We start from the raw sequence: 21711 nt of genomic DNA, 5'->3' as shown, positions 1-21711 counted from the left end.
TTTGGAATTTTTAAGCAGACACATTGACTTTATAATCTTTGGAACGCTTGGTTTTATGGGTTTTGTTGTCATAACACTTGGTATTGAAAGAGTACTATTTTTCTTGATGATAAAAGTAGAAAAATATAAAACATTGCAAGATTTGCAAATAGATGTTAGTAGAAATTTAACAACTATCGGTGTTATTGGTTCAAATGCACCTTATGTTGGTCTTTTAGGTACAGTTGTTGGTATTATCATTGTTTTTTATGATATGGGCAGAAGTGGAAATTTTGAAACAGCGACCATAATGACAGGTCTTTCAACTGCACTTTATGCGACAGCTTTAGGACTTGTGGTTGCCATTCCTAGTCTTGTTATTCATAGTTTTTTTATTAGAAAAGCTCAGCTTAAAATAACTATTTTTGAAAGAGATTGTCTTGAAAATAGAAAATGATTTTAAGCTAAATGTAGTCCCATTAATTGATGTTATGTTGGTTTTGCTCACTATTGTTTTGTGTGCGGCTAGTTTTATTGAGTATAGCAAAGTGGATATGAATCTGCCAAAAAGTGGTACAAGTTCTGATGAGTTTCCAAAACAAAGAGTTGAGATTTCACTTTATGCTGATGGGACTATGAAATTTGATGGCAATTTGGTTGATATCGAAACACTTGAGCTAAATTTAGGAGCTCTTGATAAAAAGACTCCATTAATATTTAAAGGAGATGAGAAGTCGGAATTTAAATATTTTATTGATATTGTTCAGCTTTTAAAAAAGCATGAACTCTCGAATTTTATCATCATGACAGAGGTAAAAAAATGAATAATAATAAAAAAAGACTTTTTGTTTCTATTTTTATCTCGACTTGTATATATGTATCGGCTTTTGCAGCATATCATTATGGAATACAAGATGAAAAAACTAATATTAGCTTTTCTGATAATATAGAAACTAGAAGTGCTTTTAGTGTATCTTTTGCTCAAATAGCTAGCAATGATACAAATAAGGATTCTAGTGCAAATTCTGATATAGTAAGTGATGAAATGTCAAACATTGAAAGCATACAAGATGATGTTGTAGAAATATCTGATTCGCAAGAGAGTTCTAAAATTATAGAGTCATCCAAAGATATAATAAAAGAACAAGTTATTATCAAAAAAGAAGTAACAAACAAAAAAATGCAAAAAGAGATAAAAAAAGAGATTCACAAATGCAAAAATGGATGCAAAAAAAGCAGTATTAAATCAGAAAAAACCTCTCTTGTTAAAAGCTCAAATAATGTAAATATAGCAGGTGGTAACACGGCAAGTGGTACAAAAAAAGACAATGATGGAACTAATATAGCTGGGCTTATTTATAAGGCTATTTTAAAATACAAAACATATCCTAAAAAAGCAGAAATTATGGGTATTCAGGGCAGGGTTGTGGTAAGTTTTAAACTTAAAGATAAAGATAACTTTGAAATTTTGCAAGTATCTAGCAGTAGTGGAGCTAATATCCTCGATAAACACGCTCTTGCCATAATAGATAAAGCAAAAGTTGATTTTCCTATTGAAGTTATCGGTACTCAAATAAATGTACCTATAAATTTTAACTCAAAGGAACTAAGATGAATGTGATAGAGTGTATAAATTTAACGCATTATTATGGTAAAAAAAAGATATATGAAAATCTAAATTTCAGTGTAGAAAAAGGCAAAGTCGTAGGTCTTTTAGGTAAAAATGGCGTCGGCAAAAGCACAACTATAAATATTTTGATGGGAAATTTAACACCGACTTCAGGAAAATGCTTGATTTATGGTGAAGACAGCACAAATTTAAGTCCTAAAGCAAGAGCAAAGATAGGGCTTTTATATGAAGGATATATAACTTACGATTATCTAAAAGTTAAAAATTTATATGAAATTTACTCAACTCAGTATAAAACAAAATTTAAAAAAGAGTGTTTTTTTGACCTTTTTAAAAAACTTGGAGTTGATATGAATCAAAAAATTTCAACATTATCTTGTGGACAGCGATCGCAAGTCGTTTTAGGACTTATCTTTGCTAGCTCTCCTGAGCTTTTAATCCTTGATGATTACTCTCTTGGGCTTGATACGGGATATAGACGGCTTTTTATTGAATATTTAAGCGATTATTTAAAAAATGGTGAAAAAAGCGTTTTGATGACAACCCATATTGTAAATGACTTGGATAAATTGCTTGATGATATAGTTATCATACAAAAAAATGAGTCACCTCTTATAATGAAATACGATGAATTTAGAGCAAATTTCAAAGGCTACTCGCTTCCAAAAAATGCAAATTTAAATGAAATTTCGGGCATAAAAAGTACTGTTGAGCTTAACAATGAAGTACAAATTTATGGTTTTTTAGATGGTGTTTCAAAGGATGCAAAAGAGTTAAATTTAAGCTTTGAAGATGCATTTTTGGGTTATACAGGGAGATATTGATGTTTAAAAAAGAGTTTTATAAATTTAGAGAATTTTTATATGTATTTATAGCTTTAATTATAAGTTTTTTAATATACATAGCTTTTATTCTTAGAAATTTTGTCATTTCAAATGATGCTGTTGTCTTAAATTTAGGGGTTTTATATACAAAAAACTTTTCATTTTTTGGGCTTGATGTTTTAAACATCATCTTTGCTTTTGTTATAGGGGTGCTTGTATTTTCAAAAGAGAGGATTAGTGCAAGACTTAGAATAAGCTTGCACTTTCCAAATAGCATTTTAAAAAACATCTCTCATATAGTCCTTGTGGGCTTTTTTTGTATCATATTGGTTTATTTATTAGAATTTATAGTTTTTAACCTGATTTGCAAAATATATTTTCATAATGAACTTATAAAACTTATAAACTCGCACTTGATTTTTAGCTGTTTATTTGGTCTAAATTTATATCTTATGTGCGGTAGTGTAATAATTGAGCCGATTAAAAAAAGAGCCATTGTAAACGCACTTTTTACTCTTGCTGTGTTTTTTTTATATAGCGAGTTCAATCCAAACATTAGCGAAATTCCAAGTTTTTATTACAATCAAAACAGTGGTTTTTATCTTTTGCTTTCATTTATTTATGCGATTTGCACTTTATCTATAGCTTTTGAAAATTATAAAAAAGGTTATATAAAATGAGAAAAATCATGCAGATTGTTATACTATCTTTTATTTTGGCTATTTTTTTGCCAAGAGGTATTGATGCACTTTTAAAATCTCCAAAAGAGAGTGCAAGCATAAATTATTCGGAAGTTTATAATGACTTTATAATTCAAACATCAAAGCAAAAAGAGGTGTTGTATTTTAAAGGCAAAGATAAAAATTTAAGCCTTGATGAGTATTTAGACTCTTTGCCATTTTCTTTTTATACATACCTTATCGCAAATAACCGTTTTCCTTATGATGAGTGGAGAAATGCAGATAAAATAAGAGCAAATTCACAAAAATTTAGTATAAAACCTGAAAATTTTAACCAAAAACATCCACCTATCTTTACTATTTTTGAGTCAAATCCGAAATATTTAAAGTTAGGATACAACGAATTTGCCATTACTAGTGATAAATCAGGTATTATTTTTACAAATTTAAACACTCTTAAAAAGGATGAAAATTTAAGCAAGGAATTTACAACCACTCTTTTAAATTTGGATTTTAAGTTTCCCATTCAAGCCCATTTTACAAACCCAACTACCAAAAAACCATTTGATGAGGGAGTATTTTTAAAAGATAGTAAAAATGAACTCTTTCATATAAAAATGAAAAACTTGGCCCCATTTGTCAAAAAAACCAAAATAAAAGATGTAGATTTTATGCTTATTAGTGAAAATGAAAGACGTGAATTTTATGGTGCTATTATTGATAAGAACGGCGTTAGTTTAGTAAGTTATGATAATTATAGTCTTATAAATTTACCAAGCAAACATTATGATCCAGCTACAGATAGGCTTGAGATCTCTATAACACCTATGAGTAAAAGCATGAGTATTAAGAAAAATGACATAGTTTATGTATATTATTTTGATAAAAATTACAATGTTTTAAGGACTTTTGAGTATAAATTTGGCACATTAAACGGACTAAAAATGATAAAAAAGATTGTTTTGCCTTTTGAAATTTTTTTAGCAGATAGTTATGCTTATAAATTTAATATTTCAAATATTAACCTTAAAGTTTTTTGGTTAAATTTATTGCTTTTTGTTTTTGCGTTGTATATTTTTAGAAACAAAAAAGAGAGATTTGCAAAATCAATCCTTGTTTTAATCTTTGGAATTTACGGCTTTTTGAGTGTTTTAGCGGTATAGTTCATATAATAATTGCTTTAAACACTCTTGCTACAAACATCAACATTTTATACTCTTAAAATTTTTAGTTTTTTCAATCAAAACAACCTTTTCCCAAGATTTGCCATTTTATCAGCTTTTCCAAAACCAATTATTGCTATATCATAGTTCATTGTTAAGATGAAATATTTTATGTATAGAATTAAGGTATACAATAAATAAAATAAAAATATTTTTTTCAAATTGTTGTCAATTTGTAATAAATCTATAATAAAATAACCTACAAATATTTTAGAAAGGAATTTAAAAATGTTAAAAAAATTAACAGGTTTAGTAATAGCGTCAATGGTTGCCGTGGGTAGTGCAAATGCTGCTGATAAGATAATGGGTCAAGGAGCAACTTTTCCGCTTCCAGTTTATAAAGATTGGGCAAAAGGTTACTATAGTGATACAAAAAATCAAGTTACTTATAGTGGCGGTGGAAGTGGCAAAGGCGTAAGTGCTATCACTGATAGAAATGGGGATTTTGGTGGAACAGATTCAGCTTTAAAAGCAGATGAGTTAAAAGAGAAAAAATTACTTCAATTCCCTACAGTTATAGGCAGTATAGTTTTAGCTTATAATATAGATGGTGTTAAAGACCATGCTCTTAAACTAGATGGCGAAGCTGTTGCTGGCATATTTTCTGGTAAAATAACAAAATGGAATGATCCTATTTTAACAAAATTAAATCCAGATCTTAAACTTCCAGATGCAGATATAGTTCCAGTTGTTAGAAGTGAATCTAGTGGAACAACATTTAACTTTACAAGTTATATATCAAAAGCAAATGAAGATTGGGCAAAAAATTATGGTGCACAAAAGACTATAAACTGGGGTGCGAAAGTTACTCCTGCACAAGGAAACCCACTTGTTGCTAAAACAATCAAGCAAACTAAAAATTCAATCGGCTATATAGAATTTGCTTATAAAATAAAAGAAGATCTTAATGCTGCTACGCTAAAAACAAGAGATGGCGATTGGGCTGAGCCAACTGAAGAGAATTTTGCAAAAGCTGCATTAAATTCAAACTTTAGCATAGATGAACACTTCTATGATGTTTTAGCGTATGGAAAAGGTGCAAAATCATATCCAATAGCAGCTGCAACATTTGTTCTTGTTCCAAGCGACAATCAAGAATCAGCAAAAAAAGTAACTAAATTTTTCAGCTGGGCTTTTGAGAGCCAAAAAGGTAAAAAAATGGCTAAAGATTTAGGTTATTTACCACTTCCAGAAGATACTGTAAAAATGATTAATGAGTATTGGACAAAATACGGCATTTCACCTAAATAAATATTTAAAACTTTATAGTAAAATACAAAACCCTAAATTAAATTTAGGGTTTTTTTAAATTTAATAAAACAAAGAATAACTCATGACAGATACTCAAAAAAATGCAGGATTTAGAGAATTAATATTTTCTAATATTACTAAAACAGCTTCTATTTTAGTCCTTGTTATGCTTCTTGCCATTTTTATAGCCCTTGTTTATTACTCAATGCCTGCTATAAAAGAATTTGGTATTGGATTTTTATCAAATTCGACTTGGGATGTAAATAAAGGTGAATTTGGAGGTTTTGCTTCTATTTATGGTTCTATTGTATCAACTATAATTGCTATGATACTAGCAACTCCTGTCGCGATTGGCATAGCTATATTTTTAACACAAATTGCTCCTTTTAAAGTTAGAAACTTTTTTAGTGTAAATATAGAACTTTTAGCAGCTATTCCTTCAATTGTTTATGGTATGTGGGGATTTTTATATTTTGTTCCTATGATACAAAAACTATTTGGAGGAACAGGAATGGGTCTTTTAACTGGCGGTATAGTGCTTTCTATAATGATTTTACCATTTATCGCATCTGTTACAAGAGATAGTATGGAAGCAACACCTGCTATTTTAAAAGAATCAGCCTATGCCTTAGGTGCGACACAATTTGATGTTATAAAAGATGTTATTTTTCCTTATTCGAAAGCTGGTATTATAGGCTCTATTATACTAGCGCTTGGAAGAGCTTTTGGAGAAACAATGGCGGTTGCATTTTTACTTGGCGGAATTTCTGTTGTGCCAGATACTATATTTGATCCAGCAACTAGCATACCTGTTACTCTTGCTACACAATTTGGCGAAGCAATGGGTAATGAAATTTATGAAAGCAGTTTATTTTATCTAGCGTTGATACTTTTTGTTATTAGTTTTATTACAATAGCTATTGCTAAATTTGTGTTTTTAAGAGAAAAAAGGGTTATAAAATGAGCAAAGATAAATTTTTAAAAACAAGACTTAAAGCTACTAAAAAAAGAGTATTTATAAATGCTTTGGTAAGTTCTTTTTCTATATTTTTTGCCATAGTTGGTCTTTTGTTTCTTTTTTGGATAATAGTAACATTGGCTGTAAAAGGCATAGATGGATTTAGTGCTAGTATGTTTGTAACAGACACTATAGAAGGCGGAATTAGAAATGCTTTGGTAGGTCATATTATTTTGATAGGTATAGCTTCTATTATAGGAATTCCTATCGGGTTATTAGCAGGAACATATTTAAGCGAATATGGCGGTCCAAATGATAAAAAATCAAATTTCGTTAGAAATATGAGCGATATTATGATGAGTACGCCTTCTATTGTAATTGGTGCTTTTGCTTATGCAATACTTGTAAGCCCAATGAGTAGTTATAGTGGTTTAGCCGGTTCCATAGCACTTTGTATAATGATGGTGCCAGTTGTGCTTAAAACAACTGACGATATGTTAACTCTTGTTCCTCAAACTCTTAGAGAAGCTGCTATAGCTATCGGTGCTCCAAAATACAAAGTTATAGTAGATATTATATTTCGTGCTGCTAAAAATGGCTTAGTAACCGGTATAATACTAGCTATAGCAAGAGTTGCAGGTGAGACAGCTCCGCTTTTATTTACTTCATTTCATAGTGATTTTTTTGTATTAAATCCATTAGAACCAATGCCATCACTAACAAATACAATTTATGAATTTACACAATACCCAGATGATTATCAAAACGCAGTTGCATGGGCAACAGCATTTTTATTAGCCGTTTTTGTTCTAGGTATAAACATTGTGTGTAGATTTTTAATAAAACAAAAGAAAAGGTAGAAATTATGCCAACTATAACTGAAATTAAAGACAAAAAAATTTTAAATATTAAGAATTTTTCATTTTGGTATGCAGGATCTCAAAGTCCAAATTTAAGAAACATAAATATGCCAGTTGCTATAAATAAAGTTACTGCATTAATCGGACCTAGTGGATGCGGTAAATCAACGCTTCTTCGCTCTATAAATAGGATTTGTGATTTATATCCAGGCAATAGATACGAAGGTGAAATTTTATTTCATGATAAAAATATATTAGATTCAAAAACAGATTTGATAGATCTTAGAATAAAAATTGGTATGATTTTTCAACAACCAACAGCCTTTCCTATGAGTATAAAAGATAATGTCGAATATGGATTAAAGCTTCAAGGTATTAAAGATAAAAAGGTTTTATCTGAAATTACTGAAAAATCCTTAAAAGGTGCAAATATATGGGATGAGGTTAAAGATAGACTAAATGATGATGCTGGCGGTTTAAGTGGTGGTCAAAGACAAAGACTTTGTATCGCAAGAGCAATAGCTGTTAGTCCAGAAGTTTTGCTTTTTGATGAGCCAACTTCTGCTCTTGATCCTATCTCAACTATAGCCATAGAAGAGCTTATTAATAGATTAAAAGAAAAATACACTATAGTTATCGTTACTCACAATATGCAACAAGCTATGAGAATCAGCGATTATACCGCATTTATGTATCTTGGAGATTTGATTGAATTTGGTGAAACAAAGCAGATATTTAAAAACCCTAGAGAAAAACTACTTCAAGAGTATGTTGGCGGTAAATTTGGTTGATAAATATTTAAAAAATTTTAAAAAATATCTTATATAATCTCTTTAGTATAAAACTAAGGGCATAGGTTATGAAAAATATTTTACTTATAAATGGTGCTAAATTTTTTGGAAATTCTAGCGGAAGATTAAACCAAACACTTCATAATGTGGCAAAACAAACGCTAACAGAAATGAAAAAAATGTTAGTGAAACTATTATTGATAGTGGTTATGATGTTTTTTATGAAGTAGAGAAATATTTAAAATCAGATCTTGTTATTTATCAGATGCCTGGTTGGTGGATGGGTGAGCCTTGGATAGTAAAAAAATATATTGATGAAGTATTTTCTTCAAGCAATGGACAGTTTTTTAAAAATGATGGTAGAAATAGTGCAAATCCTGCGAAAAACTATGGAAAAGGTGGTTTGCTAAAAAGTAAAAAATATATGTTTAGTTTAACTTGGAATGCACCTTTGGAAGCATTTAATGATAAAGATGAATTTTTTGGCGGCATTGGCGTAGATAAGGTATATTTACATTTACATAAAGCTCACGAATTTATAGGTATGAGTGCACTTCCTACATTTATATGCAATGATGTTGTAAAAAATCCTAGAGTAGGTTTTTTTATACAAAAATATAAAGAACATCTTATCAAATTTGTTGTGTAAATCAAAATGAATAGTCAAAATAATAGCAGTTTGCCAAGCGATATACAAAAAGAGCTTATAGAAGAGTTATTAGCTATAAAGCCAAAAGAAATTTGGCTTTTTGGAAGTTATGCAAAAGGTAATCCAAAACCAAGCAGTGATGTAGATCTTTTTGTAGTAAAGAAAAATTTAAAAGAAGAATTTCATAAAGATTTTGTAAATTTAAGAAATGATCTTAAAAAATTTCAAAATAAATATGGCATAGATATAGATATATTTGTAGATACAAAATCAGGGATTAAAGAAAAAATTGCAAAAGGAGATAGTTTCTATACTTCAGTTTTTGATGGTGCGACTAAAATTTATAGCAAAAAAAAGCAAACCATAAATACTGCAAAGAAACAATCAAAACAGAAAAATAAAATAGGTCTTTGGCTTAAACAAAATTTATTTAAAGAAGATGGATTTTAGTATAGGTTTATTTTTATCATATTTGCTATAAAACATTAAAACTAACAAACAAACAATAGCCGATATAGCGCAAACAAACAGCCCAATATTTGCTCCAAATTTGTTAGTGAAATATCCTGAAAAGATAGCCCCAAATGGAACACTTCCTTGAAAAAACAGACTATAAATACTCATAACTCTTCCTCTAAATTCATTTTTAGTATTAAGTTGTATTGTTGAGTTTATGCTAGCTGCTGTTATAACAAAACAAAATCCCGTTAGTGATAAAAATAGTGCAACCACCCAAAAATTTTGCCATATCCCTATGCAAAATAAACTAAAAGATGTTATAAAAGGTATTGTATTTATAAGTCTTAAATTAAGTTTTCCATACATTGCTATAAAAAATGCTCCGAAAAATGAGCCTATACCAAGAAAAGACATCAAATATCCAAAAGTTTGTTCCCCTCCACCAAGTATAAATTTACAAAGTGCTGATATGGTTATATTATAATGCGGTATAAACATAGTTATAATTAAAGTTATGAAAAGATTATGAGATATTATTTTTTGATTTTTTACATAATTAAAACCATCTTTAATAGACAATAATACATTACCTTTATTTTCCTGTTTTGAAATTTTGCGATTTGGTTTTATAAAAAATAAACTTACTATGATGGCTGCAAAACTTATAGCATTAAATATAAAGCAGTATTTTACTCCAAAACTCATCATAACCATACCAGCAAGTCCCGGTCCTAAAATTCTTGCTACATTAAAAGCCATTGAGTTTAATGCAACTGCATTTTGTATATAATCATCGTCATCTACTAACTCATAAACAAATGAGTGTCTAGCTGGTGCGTCAATGCAAGAGAAAATACCATTAGCAGTAGCTAACATAAGTATATTTATATATAACGCTTGATCTAAAATCGTCATAATACTAAAACCTATTGCAACTAACATTAGTCCAATTTGTGAAATAAAAAGTATATATTTTGTATTAACTTTATCAACTAAAACACCGGAAAATAGCGATAAAATTAGTGTTGGTAAAAATTGAGCAACTGCAACAATACTAACTAAAAATGGATCATTTGTTACTGTTAGTGCTAACCAAGGTTGAGCAATGCTTTGCATCCAAGAACCTATCAATGATATATTCATACCAAACCAATAGTATCTGAAATTTTTGTATTTTAAAGATATAAAAGGATTTTTAAATTTTTTACTCATTTTGTTATAATACCAAAGTATGCCTAATAAAAGAATTTAAGATATAATACGGATTTTGGAGTAAATTTTATGACAAGATTTTTTAATATTATCAAACAAAATGATCCTGCAAATTTTAGTTTTTTTTATGCTATAAAAGCTGTTATTGCAGTGCTTTTGAGTGCTTTTGTAGCAAATATTTTTTATGGATTTAGTGGGCTTATATGGGCAAGTGCCGCGTCTGTGGGGATATTTTTCCTTATAAATATAAGAGGAAGTACAAAAGATGAAATTTTTGCTTTTTTTTCTTATATAGCAACTTCTATAGCTTTTGTATATTTTATGGATAATTTTAGAAATCTTGGTTTGTATCTTTTTATCCCAACATTTTTTTGGCTCTTTTTCATATCTTTTTGTTCTTGTTTTAATAAAAATTTAAGTCTAGCTCTAATCCAGACAACTTTTGGCGGATTTTTCTTGCTTATTGCTATAAAATACGGAAGCGATAAAACTGCCGTTATGATGGGATTTTTGATAGGTGGCTTGATATCAACATTTTTAAGAGTTGTCAGTTTTACATCACATGGAAAATTTACAAAAAAAGCATTTAGTGTGATTTTAGATGATTTGATAAATTTAAATGTAAATTTATTTGATAACAAATTTGGTAAAGTTCAGCAAAAAAGCCTACTTCACATAAGTAAATTAAAAGAACTATTTTCTTTAAAAAGTATTCAGTTTAAAGATCAAAACTTAATAAAAAATCATTCAAGAGCTTTGTTTTATCTGTATAAATGTGAAGAAATTTTACATCTTTTAAGCATCATTAGAGCGAGTTACAAACAGATAAAAGATGATAAGATTATACATGAATTGCAAGATGAAATTTCTTTAAATTTAAAAAATTTAAAGCTACTTTTTTTGGACAAAGATGTTAAATTAAAAAACGACGTATTTCTTAAACTAAAAGAGGAAAATAAAGAAGTTATACCATCTTTGGAAATTTTATATCACACATTTAATCTTTTTATATTGGGCGGAGAAAGAAAAATTAGCCTAGAAATAAAGCAAAAAAATAGCATTTTATCACAAATAAAAAAATCATTTGATTTTACAAATTTAACTTTTAGATATTCGCTAAAATTTGCCTTTGCTGTCTCTTTGGGTGTATTTATCGCTTTGTATTTTAATGTAGATCATGGATTTTGGATAGCACTTGGAGTTATGACTGTTATGAGATTTAGTGTTGATGATATTAAAAACGCTACAAAAGATACAATTATTGCTACTATTATAGGAATGGTTATCGGTGTTGGTTTGCTTTTGTTGTTTGGTGTTAGTTTGATGTTTTATGTTATTGGTTTTATTATGCTGTTTTTGGTATTTTATATCAAACCTTTTAGCTTCTTTTTCTGGATGATTAGTTTTATAATTTTACTAACAATGTATTTTGCTCTTGTTAGTGGAGACTATGAGGGACTTATGTTGCTTAGATTTGAAGATATGGCTGTTGGGTTTTTAATCTCTATCATAATATCAAGTATATTTTGGAGACATAGATTAAAAGACGAAATAAAACCCATAATAGACAAAGTATTAATAAATTTTTCAAATCTCCTAGATACGATTGTAAATAAAAATTTGGATAACTTCACTAACAATCAAAGTTTGTTGTTATTAAATTTAAAAGATTATAAAAATTCTATAAAATCTACAAAAAGTAAAATATTTGATGATATTTTATGTGAGTTTGAGCGTATCGATGTAATGATTTTAAATTTAAAAACTTATTTGCAAAAGCATGATTTTGATGATGAGTTTGTAAATAATGATTTGTTATCTATAAAAAGTAGATTTGATATGTTAAAAAGCTTAAATGATGATCTTCCATCTTATTTTTTTAGCGATTTTATGAATGATGATAAGAAGCTGCTTACTATGATGGCTGAAATAACAAATTATCAAGAAAGTCTTTATGGTTACCTTGACGATGCAAAAAATACAAAAATATGGTGAAATTTTAATTATATTTATGCTTTTTAAAATAGTATATGGCTTTAAAATTTAATTAGGCAAAATTATAAGAGATTTGTTAAATCATATTCCAAACTAAATAAGTGTAAATAGATTTGACAAAGATTATGGAAGTATAAACTTTATCCACTTTATTAAAAAATAATCTTTTTAGAAAAATTTTACCTTGCGGATATATTCATATCCACAATCAAATTTTATATTTTTAAAATATAACACTAAAATTTCAAATAATCAACAAAAAATATTTTGAAATTTTTGGTTTTTTCTTTGAACTTATAAACTTTTAAATCAGTAAACTCTATAAATTTATTTTAAATTTTCTCAATCTTATGTAAAATATCTCTTATATATTTGGCAATATTGCTTATTTTTCATTATACAAATTAAACTGAAATTTAATAATTTAACACCATTAAAGTAGGGTTAGATAAGTTCTCGTAACATAAAGAGAGTTTCTAATTCTTTTGAGTTGTTGTATAATGTGTTTTTATGTGTTCTTCAATTTTAAGCCAAATTTACATATCTTTTTTTAATTTTTAAGCATAACTCATCTTTTAACAAATTCATATAATCTTCAAATAAATATCCAAATGCCTGTAGTAAGTTGTGTTAGCACTATCTTGGATTTTTTGCTAAATTTAAAAGCGTAGGGTAGGATTTCATCTTCTAAAAATTCTTTTGTAATACAAATTTTATGATTTTAAAAGCAAATTCCAAAAATAAAAGTTCATTTGAAACACTATCAGCTGGAAGCTCTGCAAAATAAGAGTTAAATTTGTTGTCTTTATAAATTTGAGCTATTTCTACTGAATTTTGAGTATAAACTTGTGGCACATCTGTTGAGTAGTAAAATGAAGCAAAAGGCGGGGCTTTTATTCCATCTAAATCAGCTATAAAAAGTCTTGTGAAATCAGCATTTATATCTTTAAGTCATCAAATTTACTTAATAACTCAACTCCTTTTCTAAATGATTCACTATCTCTTTCATAAAAATAATTTTTAGGCAAATCCGGGCTTTTTATTTTATTAAAAAGCCTTTCATTTGCACTATAAAAGATTTTTGCGAAAAATCCTGCACAAAAACTATAACATAACATGAGTATTTACAAGTCCATAAAATACAGCTCTAATTGCCAAGATTCCAAGTGTTCCTATAATTAAAGCTAATCCTGCTATGATTTTACTTTTATTTCTAAGATAGATATTAAAATACCAAATTGTCATAGCAAGTCCTACAAGCATGGCACCTAAGAAGATAAACTTAGAGTAGTTTCCTTGAAGCAAATCAAATGGATTTATAACACCTGCTACTTGAACATTTCCTAGATGCAAGGTTTGAAATACTATTGCAACTAAAAGCATACCGCCGCCAAATAGCCCAACTAAAAATGCCATCTTTTCTTCGTGCTCTTCTTTTGCAAAAAATGTGTGATACATTAGTCCGCCTAAGAAAAACATACAAGCATAGAAGTTGATCAGTGTTACATCAAATCTCCAAGTTGTAACGGTGCGTTGCATACTTCCATAAGCTCCTGCCATAAAAAATATACATAAAATTCCACTTATTAAAGCTAGATATAAAAATATCTTATTGCCTTTAAGCCAAAGAAGTCCTCCAAAAAGTAAAACTAATCCTGCAAAAGCAACTTCATTATTCATCCAGCCTATATGCCACTCTCCGTTTGCATAAAACACTCCCATTCTTCTTAAGAAATTTAGTGAGTGAGTTATATCTCCTAAGTGAAATAGTGATGGAAATATAGCTAAAGCCATAGCAATAGCAGTAAATATGCCAAATTTTTTAAGATTTGTTCTAATTCCTTTATAATAAGCAGGAGTATAAACAAAAACTAGTCCTATAACAGCTTGTGCAAATACTGTAAAAAACAGAAGCGGAATTTCAGCAGCTATAATCTCAAACAATATCATCTTTTACTCCTTGATAGTGATGTGGTAAATGCATTTTCCCACCTTTATCGCCACTTTTTCTAGTGTTTTTTTCAGCTATAACAACTAAATTTGGTAGTGTTGCACTCTCTTCTATTAAAGGTGCAACGCTTGCTAATGTGCCATGCTTTACTCTTAAGTCAGCTATATTCCCATAATCTAGTGCTCTAAATGGACACGAGGCAACACAGATTGGATCAAGTCCTTCATCTAGTCTATCTATACAGCCATCACATTTATTCATATGTTTTTCTATATTGTTAAATTGAGGAGCACCATATGGACAAGCCATAGCACATGCTTTACATCCAACACATCTTTTATCATTTACCATAACAATGCCATATCTTGTCTTCATCATAGCACCAGTCGGACAAGCTTTTAAGCAGGCTGGATCTGTGCAGTGATTACAGCTTATAGATGTGTAGTAAGCAAAAACATCATTTGAGATGATAGTGCCTTCTTCATTTATACTATATCCACCACCTTCATACTCATAAACTCTTCTAAAATTTACTCCCACTGGTCTATCTTTGTAATCTTTGCAAGCCATTTGACAGGTTCTACAACCTACGCACCTGCTTTGATCCATCATAAACCCAAATTGATCATCTTTATTTAATTTACTCATTTATTAAGCCTTTCTTATCTCTACTAAAACAGAATGAACGCCATTTCCCTTAGCTATCGCTGTTGGTTGATCTGATGTTAGCGTATTTATACATCCGCCTACATCAATACCATTTTCAAATTTAGCCCATGAGCCTTGATATGTTAAAGCAGCACCTGGTATTACTCTTGAAGTTACCTTTGCGATTCCACTTATTTTTCCTATGTGATTTTCCACTATAACCTTATCGCCTGTTTTAATATCTCTACTTTTAGCATCAAATTTGCTAATTAAAATTTCTTGCGGATTTAACTCTCTAATAGCAGGACTATCCCAAAAACTTGAATGTGTTCTTCCTTTGTAATGATATCCATAAAACTGAATCGGATATTTTTCTCTCATCGGATCTCTTGGTCCCATTAGCACATCTTCAAATACTGGAACAGGCTCTATTTGCTGACCCGGTAAAAGCTTCCAAGTTTTTTTCATCTCGGCCAACTTTGTTGAATAAATTTCAATCTTTCCTGTTGGAGTGTTTAGTGGGTTTGATTTGGGGTCATTGATAAAATTTTCAAGAGCTATTCTTGGTTTTACAGGCTTATTAATTTTCCAAAAACCTTTGGTCTTTATTTCATTATAAGATGGTAAAAAGCTATATTTTTTTGTTGTGTCATTCCATAACCATTCAAGCCATTCGTCCCAAGTTCTCTTTTCTGTAAATTGTGCTTCAAATTCACGACCACCAAGCTTATTTGCTAAAAGAGTGCAAATTTCATATGGTGTTTTGGTTTCACCAAGTGGCTCTATGGCTTTTTGAGCAAATATTGCATACGGTCTCGTGCTACAATCGCCCATTGTAACTCTTACAATATCATTGTATTCAAAAGACAAAGCACTAGGCAAAATTATATCTGCATATGAATTTGAGTGGGTTCTTGTAATATTTACATCTACAATCAACTCACACAAGCTTTCATCTTCTAAAATTTTGCCAGTTGTTTGAATATCAGCATGTTGATTGGTCAGGCAATTTCCACCTAAATTAAAGATTATTTTAATAGGAGCTTTCAAGCTCTCTGCGTTTCTTATGCCATGCTCTAGGGCGTTCATCTTTTCACCTAGTCTAACTCCCTCATACCATAAAAAGCATGGAATAGAAGTTTTAACTGGATTATCAAAAGGCATAGGAGTTGTATCAAAATTCCAACTGCTTCCGCCTCTACCACCTGTATTTCCGCCTAAAATACCGACATTTCCTGTCATACAGGCTAGTGTTGCGATAGCTCTACTTGTTTGTTCGCCGTTTTGGTGACGTTGTGGTCCCCAACCTTGCTCTATAAAACATGGCTTTGCAGAGGCTATCTCTCTTGCAAGTTTTATAATTCTTGAAGCTGGTATTCTTGTAATACTTTCAGCCCACTCCGGTGTTTTTGGAGTTTTATCATAGCCTGTTCCTAAAATATAATCCATATAAGAGCTATTTTCCGAGGCATCTTCTGGCAAAGTTTCTTTACTAAAACCTACACAATATTTGTCTAAAAACTCTTTATCATATAAATTTTCTTTTATCACAACATAAGCCATACCTGCTATTAAAGCAGCATCGGTTCCCGGAGCTATTGGGATCCACTCATCGCCATTTCCTATCATAGTGTCGTTATATTGTGGATCTATACAAATAATTCTTGTGCTATTTTTTTCTCTCATTTGTTGCAAAGAATATCCAATTGATGAGCCACCCATCCTAGTTTCTGCATGATTTGAACCAAATAAGACAGCAAGTTTTGCATGAGCTAAATTTTCTATATCTGAGCCAATATTTTTGCCATAAAAACAGGCTAAACCATTAGCTATTTGAGCAGTCGAGTAGCTATTGTGATAATTTAGATAACCGCCAAAAAGACTGAGCAATCTATGATAACAACCATCCAACCAACCTGCCATAGTTGAACCAATAGTGCCTGTGTGATAAAGTATATAAAATGCTTCATTTCCATACTTTTCTTTTACTTCTTTCATTTTAGAAGCTATTGTATTGATAGCCTCATCCCAACTAATTCTTTCAAATTTACCCTCTCCTCTTTTTCCAACTCTTTTTAATGGATAAAGAAGTCTATTTGGGTTATAGTATCTATATCTTGTAGAGCGTCCTCTAACACAGGCTCGTATTTGACGATTTTCGTAAGTATCATCACCATCATCGTCTGTAGTCATATGAGTGATGATACCATCTTTTACATGAGCTTTTAGCATACATTTACTACCACAATTTACCGGACAGCCACCAATAAAGGTTTTTTCTTTATCGCTTTTTAGCGGATTTAACTCATTTGCTGATGCACTCATAACATAAGCGCCGGTAAGTCCGCTAATTTTTAAGAAATTTCGTCTATCTACTCTCAAATTATCTCCTTTTCGTCAAAATAAAATAATTATACCTCTCACTTATTAACTTAAGCTTAAATTAATTTTTTATATCTAAGTATCTTTGTTGAAGTGAGCTTATAGATAGAAGTATAAATGTGCCATTAAATTTTTTAAATTATGAAATATTTTCAATATATAAAATCGAAATTTAAACTTTTTTATTTGGTATTAAGCTAGATTTATTAATCATTTTGTGGCAGGCAGAGAGAGATTCGAACTCTCGGTGGGTTTCCCCACACACGCGTTCCAGGCGTGCTCCTTCAACCACTCGGACATCTGCCCTATAAGTGGGACATTTTAGCAAATTTAATCTTAAATTAAAATTTTTATAATCTAGCTAATGCTTTAGGTTTATGTTTTGTAAGTTAGTGTTATTATTTTAAATGTTAGTTTTAATTTTAACAAACATTATTTTATGAATTATTAAATTTTTGTGTTAAAAGCCAATAAATCAATGGTAATTATTTATAATAACGATATATAAATTTTTAATGAGATTATGCAAATAAGGCATTGTTATCGCAAAATTTGTTGCAAACTAATAACAAATTTCCTGTTTTGTTATTAGTGTGTTAGTAGTGTTATTTTCTAAATTTGGGAATATTTATCAAAACAAATAATATTAAAAAGACCTATGAAATTTGTAAATTAACCGAATTTTCGCAATGCTGGATAAGGCATTTTAACATAAAGATAAAAAATAATATAACTAAATCAAATTTATTAATATAAATGTTTCCGGTGTAGATTTTAAAACGAAAACTTTAAAAACTCATTATTTAGTGTTTGGTTTTGTCGTTATGATAACACCCCCCCCCCTTTTTTTTTACGCTTAGCTTTGTAAAGTGCATTATCTGCATGTTTAAATAATATATCAAAAGAACCGTGCCCAAATTTTCCATCTGCAATTCCAGCACTAACAGAAAGCCGTTGAAATCTAAAGTCTTTTTTACAAATATCTGAAAATTTATCAATCAAAATTTGTACTCTATTTAAAATATTTTTAATATTTGAACTATCTGTAAATATTGATATAATAAATTCATCTGCGCCAGTTCTAACATTTAATGCATCATTAAAAACTTCTTTGATTAAATTTGAAAAAACCACTAAAACTTTATCGCCAGTCTGATGTCCATAAGAATCGTTAATCCCTTTAAAATTATCAAGATCCATACAAACTATACTCATTTTAGAAGTTTTAAGTTTTGATAAAAATATATCTAGCTGGTTACGATTGGCAAGTCCAGTTAGTTGATCGTGAATTGCTAAATATTTAATTTTTTCCAAGTATTCATACTCTTGTGTTACATCGCGAGCGATTCCAACTGTTCCTATAATTGTATCTCCATCAAATATAGGTGTTTTATATGTTTTTAATTTAATAAGGTTTCCATCAGTTTTCATAACCTCTTCATCAAAAAGCACGGTTTTTCTAGCTGCTATAACGCTATCTTCTGTCTCAACACAAACATAATCACTATTTTCATAAATTTCTTTTGGAATGTCCCAAATGTAGTAATGATCTCTGCCGCGAATGTCGTCTTTAGTTTTATTTACGGCTTGACAAAATGAATTATTTACATTAATATGAAGCCCTTGCATATCTTTAAACCAAATCATATCAGGTAAAGAATTTATAGCGGATTCTAGCCAGTTTTTTTGCAACCATGCATCTTTTTGATCTGCAATTATTTTTAACATACGTTCAAAGTAAAATTTATCTAGTTCGCTTGAAATACTAATCCAAATATCATCAAAATTTTTTATATCATCTTGTGGTAAATTTTTAGTATTTTTGCCATAAAAGACAATAATTCCATATTTTCCTGCGTGTTCTTTTAATGCTTTGATGGATAAGGTGCTACTTTCATCTACTATGAAAAAATACTGATGTTCGTCCAAATTTGGCTTTGGAACTTCTTCTACGCTATTTATTTTATAAAATTTATGTTTAAAACGAGCCATTGGTTTTATGCTTTGCCAAAGTTCAAGTTTGTCTTTTGAAACTCCAATTAAAAAAATATCTAAGCATACATTATATAAAATAGCAACCTAATTTGAATTTTTCTCGTATTATAACATTAAAATAGGATTTATAATCTAAAATAGTATGAAAATTGATAAAACAATCTATAATATTTACCTTTTTACACTATTTTATTCTAAAATAACTTGGATTCAATACAATTGAACTAGAGTTAGTAGAACACAAATTTATATAAAATTAGCTAGCAAAAGCAAAATTTAATGCTTTTTGCTAGCTATAAAGAATATAATTTATTTAATTAAATTTTTTGCAATATCTACTATATTTTTAGGAGTAAATCCAAAATGTTCAAATAAATCCTCAGCTTTTGCACTTTTTCCAAAACTTCTCATACCAAAAACTTCATCTGCAAATTTATACCATTCGTTTGAATTTGCAGCTTCAACGGCTAAAATAAAACTATTTTCATCAAAAATTTCTTTTATATAGCTTTGTTCTTGTTCGCAAAGTAAATCAAAACAAGGTGCACTAACCACATTTACGCTTATATTTTCACTCTCTAAAAGCTCACTAGCCTTTAAACATAAACTAACTTCACTTCCGCTTGCAACAAGTGTTAGCTTTGGTTTGTTTGATTTTTTAAGCAAATAAGCACCATTTTTTACATCTCCAAAAATAGGCTCTCCTATGTATTCTAACCCTTGGCGAGAACATACAAAAGCACTAGGCGAGTTTAAGTTAAGTGCTTTTTGCCAAGATTTTACATTTTCTACTCCATCAGCCGGTCTAAAAACATAGAAATTTGGCATAGCTCTTAGCATAGAGAGTTGTTCTATTGGTTGATGAGTTGGTCCATCTTCTCCCACACCAATGCTGTCGTGAGTAAATATAAAAAAGTGTTTTAAACCCATTAAAGCAGCCATTCTAGCCGAGTTTTTAAGATAATCGCTAAAAATGAAAAATGTAGCCGAAAAAGGCAAAAATAGACCATATCTTGCAAAGGCATTATTTATAGCCGCCATTGCGTGTTCTCTTATGCCAAAATGTAAATTTTTGCCGTGTGGAAAATCGCTCATTTCTTTAAGCTCAGTTTTATTTGATGGTGCTAAATCAGCACTTCCGCCTAAAAATCCAGGAAGTGCTGCGGCAATAGCGTTTATTATCTCTCCGTTGCTATCGCGGGTTGCAATTTTTTTGTTTTTAAAATCAGGATAAGTTATTTTAGAAAAATCAGGATTTTTTAGCTCGTTTAATAATTTTTTCTTATCTTCGCTTAGAGTTGATACCTCTTTATCCCATAAAGATTGTGCCAAATCACCCTTTTCAACAGCACTTCTAAATCTTATTAGCACATCATCACTTACAAAAAATTTCTCGTCAGGATTAAATCCTGCGAGTTTTTTTGCTTTTTTTATAAGCTCTTCGCCTAGCGGTGAGCCGTGAGATTTGTGCGAACCTTCTAAATCTGCAGCACCTTTAGCAATAGTTGTATTTGCGATGATTAGATATGGTTTTTCTTTATTTTTTGCTTCATTTATAGCAAATTCTATCTCATCGTAATTATGTCCATTTATCCTTGCAACCTCAAATCCTTGTGCTTCAAAACGAGCTTTTACATCCTCATTCCAAGAAATACTAGTTGAACCTTCGATTGTTATACAATTTGAGTCATAGATAATAACAAGATTATCTAAGCAGTATCTACCAGCTAACGCACATGCTTCATAACTAATCCCTTCTTGCAAGTCTCCATCGCCGCACAAACAATAAATCTTGTGATCTATGATTTTTTTGTTTTCATCATTTAGTAAATTTGCTGCATATTTTGCCGCCATTGCAAAACCAACAGCATTTGCGACACCTTGCCCTAAAGGTCCTGTTGAAATTTCAACTCCATTAGTTTCTATTTCAGGGTGTCCTGGGGTTTTTGAGTTAAGTTGGCGGAAGTTTTTAAGATCATCCATATCTAAATCATATCCACTCAGATATAAAAAACTATAAACTAACGCACTTGCATGTCCGCCTGAAAAAACTAATCTATCGCGGTTTAACCATTTTGGATTTTTAGGGTTGTGCTTTAAATGTTTTGCTAAAACAACCATAATATCCGCAAGCCCCATAGGTGCACCAGGATGTCCAGAGTTTGCTTTTTGAACCATATCAGCACTTAAAAATCTTATAGTATCAGCCATTTTTTGATACATT

General features: G+C 29.9%; 19 protein-coding genes, 1 tRNA gene and 1 pseudogene. 13 read left to right on the top strand and 8 right to left on the bottom strand.

The window, feature by feature from the left end:
* Nucleotide 1: 1 nt before the first annotated feature.
* From exbB to CSPT_RS08895, 12 genes and pseudogenes are all read left to right on the top strand, one after another.
* Nucleotides 2–436, top strand: a complete 435-nt coding sequence (gene exbB, locus CSPT_RS08950) for a TonB-system energizer ExbB (protein WP_033917175.1) — start codon at nt 2–4, stop codon at nt 434–436.
* Nucleotides 420–803 carry an ExbD/TolR family protein gene (locus CSPT_RS08945; protein WP_052137729.1) on the top strand — a complete coding sequence of 128 codons (384 nt, stop codon included), beginning with the start codon at nt 420–422 and terminating at the stop codon, nt 801–803. The genes exbB and CSPT_RS08945 overlap by 17 nt, the downstream gene beginning before the upstream one ends.
* A complete protein-coding gene (locus CSPT_RS08940; RefSeq protein ID WP_089183259.1) occupies nt 800–1594 on the top strand; it encodes an energy transducer TonB in 795 nt (264 codons plus the stop codon). Before CSPT_RS08945 ends, CSPT_RS08940 begins: the two co-directional genes overlap by 4 nt.
* A complete protein-coding gene (locus CSPT_RS08935) occupies nt 1591–2433 on the top strand; it encodes an ABC transporter ATP-binding protein (RefSeq protein WP_033917177.1) in 843 nt (280 codons plus the stop codon). Before CSPT_RS08940 ends, CSPT_RS08935 begins: the two co-directional genes overlap by 4 nt.
* On the top strand, nt 2433–3113 hold the full coding sequence (locus tag CSPT_RS08930) for a hypothetical protein (RefSeq protein ID WP_089183258.1): 681 nt from the start codon (nt 2433–2435) through the stop codon (nt 3111–3113). Before CSPT_RS08935 ends, CSPT_RS08930 begins: the two co-directional genes overlap by 1 nt.
* Nucleotides 3110–4276 carry a DUF4857 domain-containing protein gene (locus CSPT_RS08925; RefSeq protein ID WP_089183257.1) on the top strand — a complete coding sequence of 389 codons (1167 nt, stop codon included), beginning with the start codon at nt 3110–3112 and terminating at the stop codon, nt 4274–4276. Before CSPT_RS08930 ends, CSPT_RS08925 begins: the two co-directional genes overlap by 4 nt.
* A 288-nt stretch (nt 4277–4564) precedes the next feature.
* Nucleotides 4565–5587, top strand: coding sequence for a phosphate ABC transporter substrate-binding protein PstS (pstS, locus tag CSPT_RS08920; protein ID WP_089183256.1), 1023 nt, complete (start codon nt 4565–4567; stop codon nt 5585–5587).
* Nucleotides 5588–5669: 82 nt separating this feature from the next.
* The gene (gene pstC / locus CSPT_RS08915) at nt 5670–6551 is read left to right on the top strand and encodes a phosphate ABC transporter permease subunit PstC (protein ID WP_089183255.1); all 882 of its coding nucleotides are present in this window, start codon (nt 5670–5672) and stop codon (nt 6549–6551) included.
* Complete coding sequence (gene pstA, locus CSPT_RS08910) at nt 6548–7405, top strand: phosphate ABC transporter permease PstA (protein ID WP_089183254.1); 858 nt, start codon at nt 6548–6550, stop codon at nt 7403–7405. Before pstC ends, pstA begins: the two co-directional genes overlap by 4 nt.
* A 5-nt stretch (nt 7406–7410) precedes the next feature.
* Nucleotides 7411–8196, top strand: a complete 786-nt coding sequence (gene pstB, locus CSPT_RS08905; RefSeq protein WP_089183253.1) for a phosphate ABC transporter ATP-binding protein PstB — start codon at nt 7411–7413, stop codon at nt 8194–8196.
* A gap of 68 nt (nt 8197–8264) precedes the next feature.
* A pseudogene (locus CSPT_RS08900) lies at nt 8265–8845 on the top strand (NAD(P)H-dependent oxidoreductase).
* A 6-nt stretch (nt 8846–8851) separates the two neighbouring features.
* Nucleotides 8852–9295 (top strand): nucleotidyltransferase family protein, encoded by a 444-nt coding sequence (locus CSPT_RS08895; protein WP_089183252.1) that lies wholly within the window; start codon nt 8852–8854, stop codon nt 9293–9295.
* Here CSPT_RS08895 and CSPT_RS08890 read toward each other — a convergent pair.
* Complete coding sequence (locus CSPT_RS08890; protein WP_089183251.1) at nt 9272–10516, bottom strand: MFS transporter; 1245 nt, start codon at nt 10514–10516, stop codon at nt 9272–9274. The genes CSPT_RS08895 and CSPT_RS08890 overlap by 24 nt on opposite strands.
* Before the next feature lie 69 nt (nt 10517–10585).
* Here CSPT_RS08890 and CSPT_RS08885 point away from each other — a divergent pair, with 69 nt between their 5' ends.
* Nucleotides 10586–12511 (top strand): FUSC family protein, encoded by a 1926-nt coding sequence (locus CSPT_RS08885; RefSeq protein WP_089183250.1) that lies wholly within the window; start codon nt 10586–10588, stop codon nt 12509–12511.
* A 687-nt stretch (nt 12512–13198) separates the two neighbouring features.
* Here the strand turns inward: CSPT_RS08885 and CSPT_RS08880 are convergent.
* The 7 genes from CSPT_RS08880 to tkt all read right to left on the bottom strand — a co-directional run bounded on the left by CSPT_RS08880 (nt 13199) and on the right by tkt (nt 21710).
* The gene (locus CSPT_RS08880; RefSeq protein ID WP_089183249.1) at nt 13199–13453 is read right to left on the bottom strand and encodes a molecular chaperone TorD family protein; all 255 of its coding nucleotides are present in this window, start codon (nt 13451–13453) and stop codon (nt 13199–13201) included.
* A 162-nt stretch (nt 13454–13615) separates the two neighbouring features.
* Nucleotides 13616–14461 carry a DmsC/YnfH family molybdoenzyme membrane anchor subunit gene (locus CSPT_RS08875; RefSeq protein WP_089183247.1) on the bottom strand — a complete coding sequence of 282 codons (846 nt, stop codon included), beginning with the start codon at nt 14459–14461 and terminating at the stop codon, nt 13616–13618.
* Nucleotides 14448–15110 (bottom strand): DMSO/selenate family reductase complex B subunit, encoded by a 663-nt coding sequence (locus CSPT_RS08870; RefSeq protein WP_089183246.1) that lies wholly within the window; start codon nt 15108–15110, stop codon nt 14448–14450. Before CSPT_RS08870 ends, CSPT_RS08875 begins: the two co-directional genes overlap by 14 nt.
* Nucleotides 15111–15113: 3 nt before the next feature.
* Nucleotides 15114–17492 (bottom strand): DMSO/selenate family reductase complex A subunit, encoded by a 2379-nt coding sequence (locus CSPT_RS08865; protein ID WP_089183245.1) that lies wholly within the window; start codon nt 17490–17492, stop codon nt 15114–15116.
* A gap of 218 nt (nt 17493–17710) precedes the next feature.
* Nucleotides 17711–17798 (bottom strand) — tRNA-Ser (locus tag CSPT_RS08860).
* A 516-nt stretch (nt 17799–18314) separates the two neighbouring features.
* Nucleotides 18315–19484 carry a sensor domain-containing diguanylate cyclase gene (locus CSPT_RS08855; RefSeq protein ID WP_089183244.1) on the bottom strand — a complete coding sequence of 390 codons (1170 nt, stop codon included), beginning with the start codon at nt 19482–19484 and terminating at the stop codon, nt 18315–18317.
* 312 nt (nt 19485–19796) lie between these two features.
* Entirely contained in the window at nt 19797–21710 is a 1914-nt protein-coding gene (tkt, locus tag CSPT_RS08850; protein WP_089183243.1) for a transketolase, read from the bottom strand.
* Nucleotide 21711: the final 1 nt, after the last annotated feature.

This window comes from Campylobacter sputorum subsp. sputorum (assembly GCF_008245005.1).
Classification (GTDB): domain Bacteria; phylum Campylobacterota; class Campylobacteria; order Campylobacterales; family Campylobacteraceae; genus Campylobacter_F; species Campylobacter_F sputorum.
Note: the sequence above shows the minus strand (reverse complement) of the source record. Positions and strands in the feature narration are given on the sequence as shown.

Bases quoted from the DNA above. Each gene is read 5' to 3' on its own strand.
- CSPT_RS08940 (WP_089183259.1), top strand. From the start codon at position 800: ATGAATAATAATAAAAAAAGACTTTTTGTTTCTATTTTTATCTCGACT.
- CSPT_RS08935 (WP_033917177.1), top strand. From the start codon at position 1,591: ATGAATGTGATAGAGTGTATAAATTTAACGCATTATTATGGTAAAAAA.
- CSPT_RS08930 (WP_089183258.1), top strand. From the start codon at position 2,433: ATGTTTAAAAAAGAGTTTTATAAATTTAGAGAATTTTTATATGTATTT.
- CSPT_RS08925 (WP_089183257.1), top strand. From the start codon at position 3,110: ATGAGAAAAATCATGCAGATTGTTATACTATCTTTTATTTTGGCTATT.
- pstS (WP_089183256.1), top strand. From the start codon at position 4,565: ATGTTAAAAAAATTAACAGGTTTAGTAATAGCGTCAATGGTTGCCGTG.
- pstC (WP_089183255.1), top strand. From the start codon at position 5,670: ATGACAGATACTCAAAAAAATGCAGGATTTAGAGAATTAATATTTTCT.
- pstA (WP_089183254.1), top strand. From the start codon at position 6,548: ATGAGCAAAGATAAATTTTTAAAAACAAGACTTAAAGCTACTAAAAAA.
- pstB (WP_089183253.1), top strand. From the start codon at position 7,411: ATGCCAACTATAACTGAAATTAAAGACAAAAAAATTTTAAATATTAAG.
- CSPT_RS08895 (WP_089183252.1), top strand. From the start codon at position 8,852: ATGAATAGTCAAAATAATAGCAGTTTGCCAAGCGATATACAAAAAGAG.
- CSPT_RS08890 (WP_089183251.1), bottom strand. From the start codon at position 10,516: ATGAGTAAAAAATTTAAAAATCCTTTTATATCTTTAAAATACAAAAAT.
- CSPT_RS08885 (WP_089183250.1), top strand. From the start codon at position 10,586: ATGACAAGATTTTTTAATATTATCAAACAAAATGATCCTGCAAATTTT.
- CSPT_RS08875 (WP_089183247.1), bottom strand. From the start codon at position 14,461: ATGATATTGTTTGAGATTATAGCTGCTGAAATTCCGCTTCTGTTTTTT.
- CSPT_RS08870 (WP_089183246.1), bottom strand. From the start codon at position 15,110: ATGAGTAAATTAAATAAAGATGATCAATTTGGGTTTATGATGGATCAA.
- CSPT_RS08855 (WP_089183244.1), bottom strand. From the start codon at position 19,484: ATGGCTCGTTTTAAACATAAATTTTATAAAATAAATAGCGTAGAAGAA.
- tkt (WP_089183243.1), bottom strand. From the start codon at position 21,710: ATGTATCAAAAAATGGCTGATACTATAAGATTTTTAAGTGCTGATATG.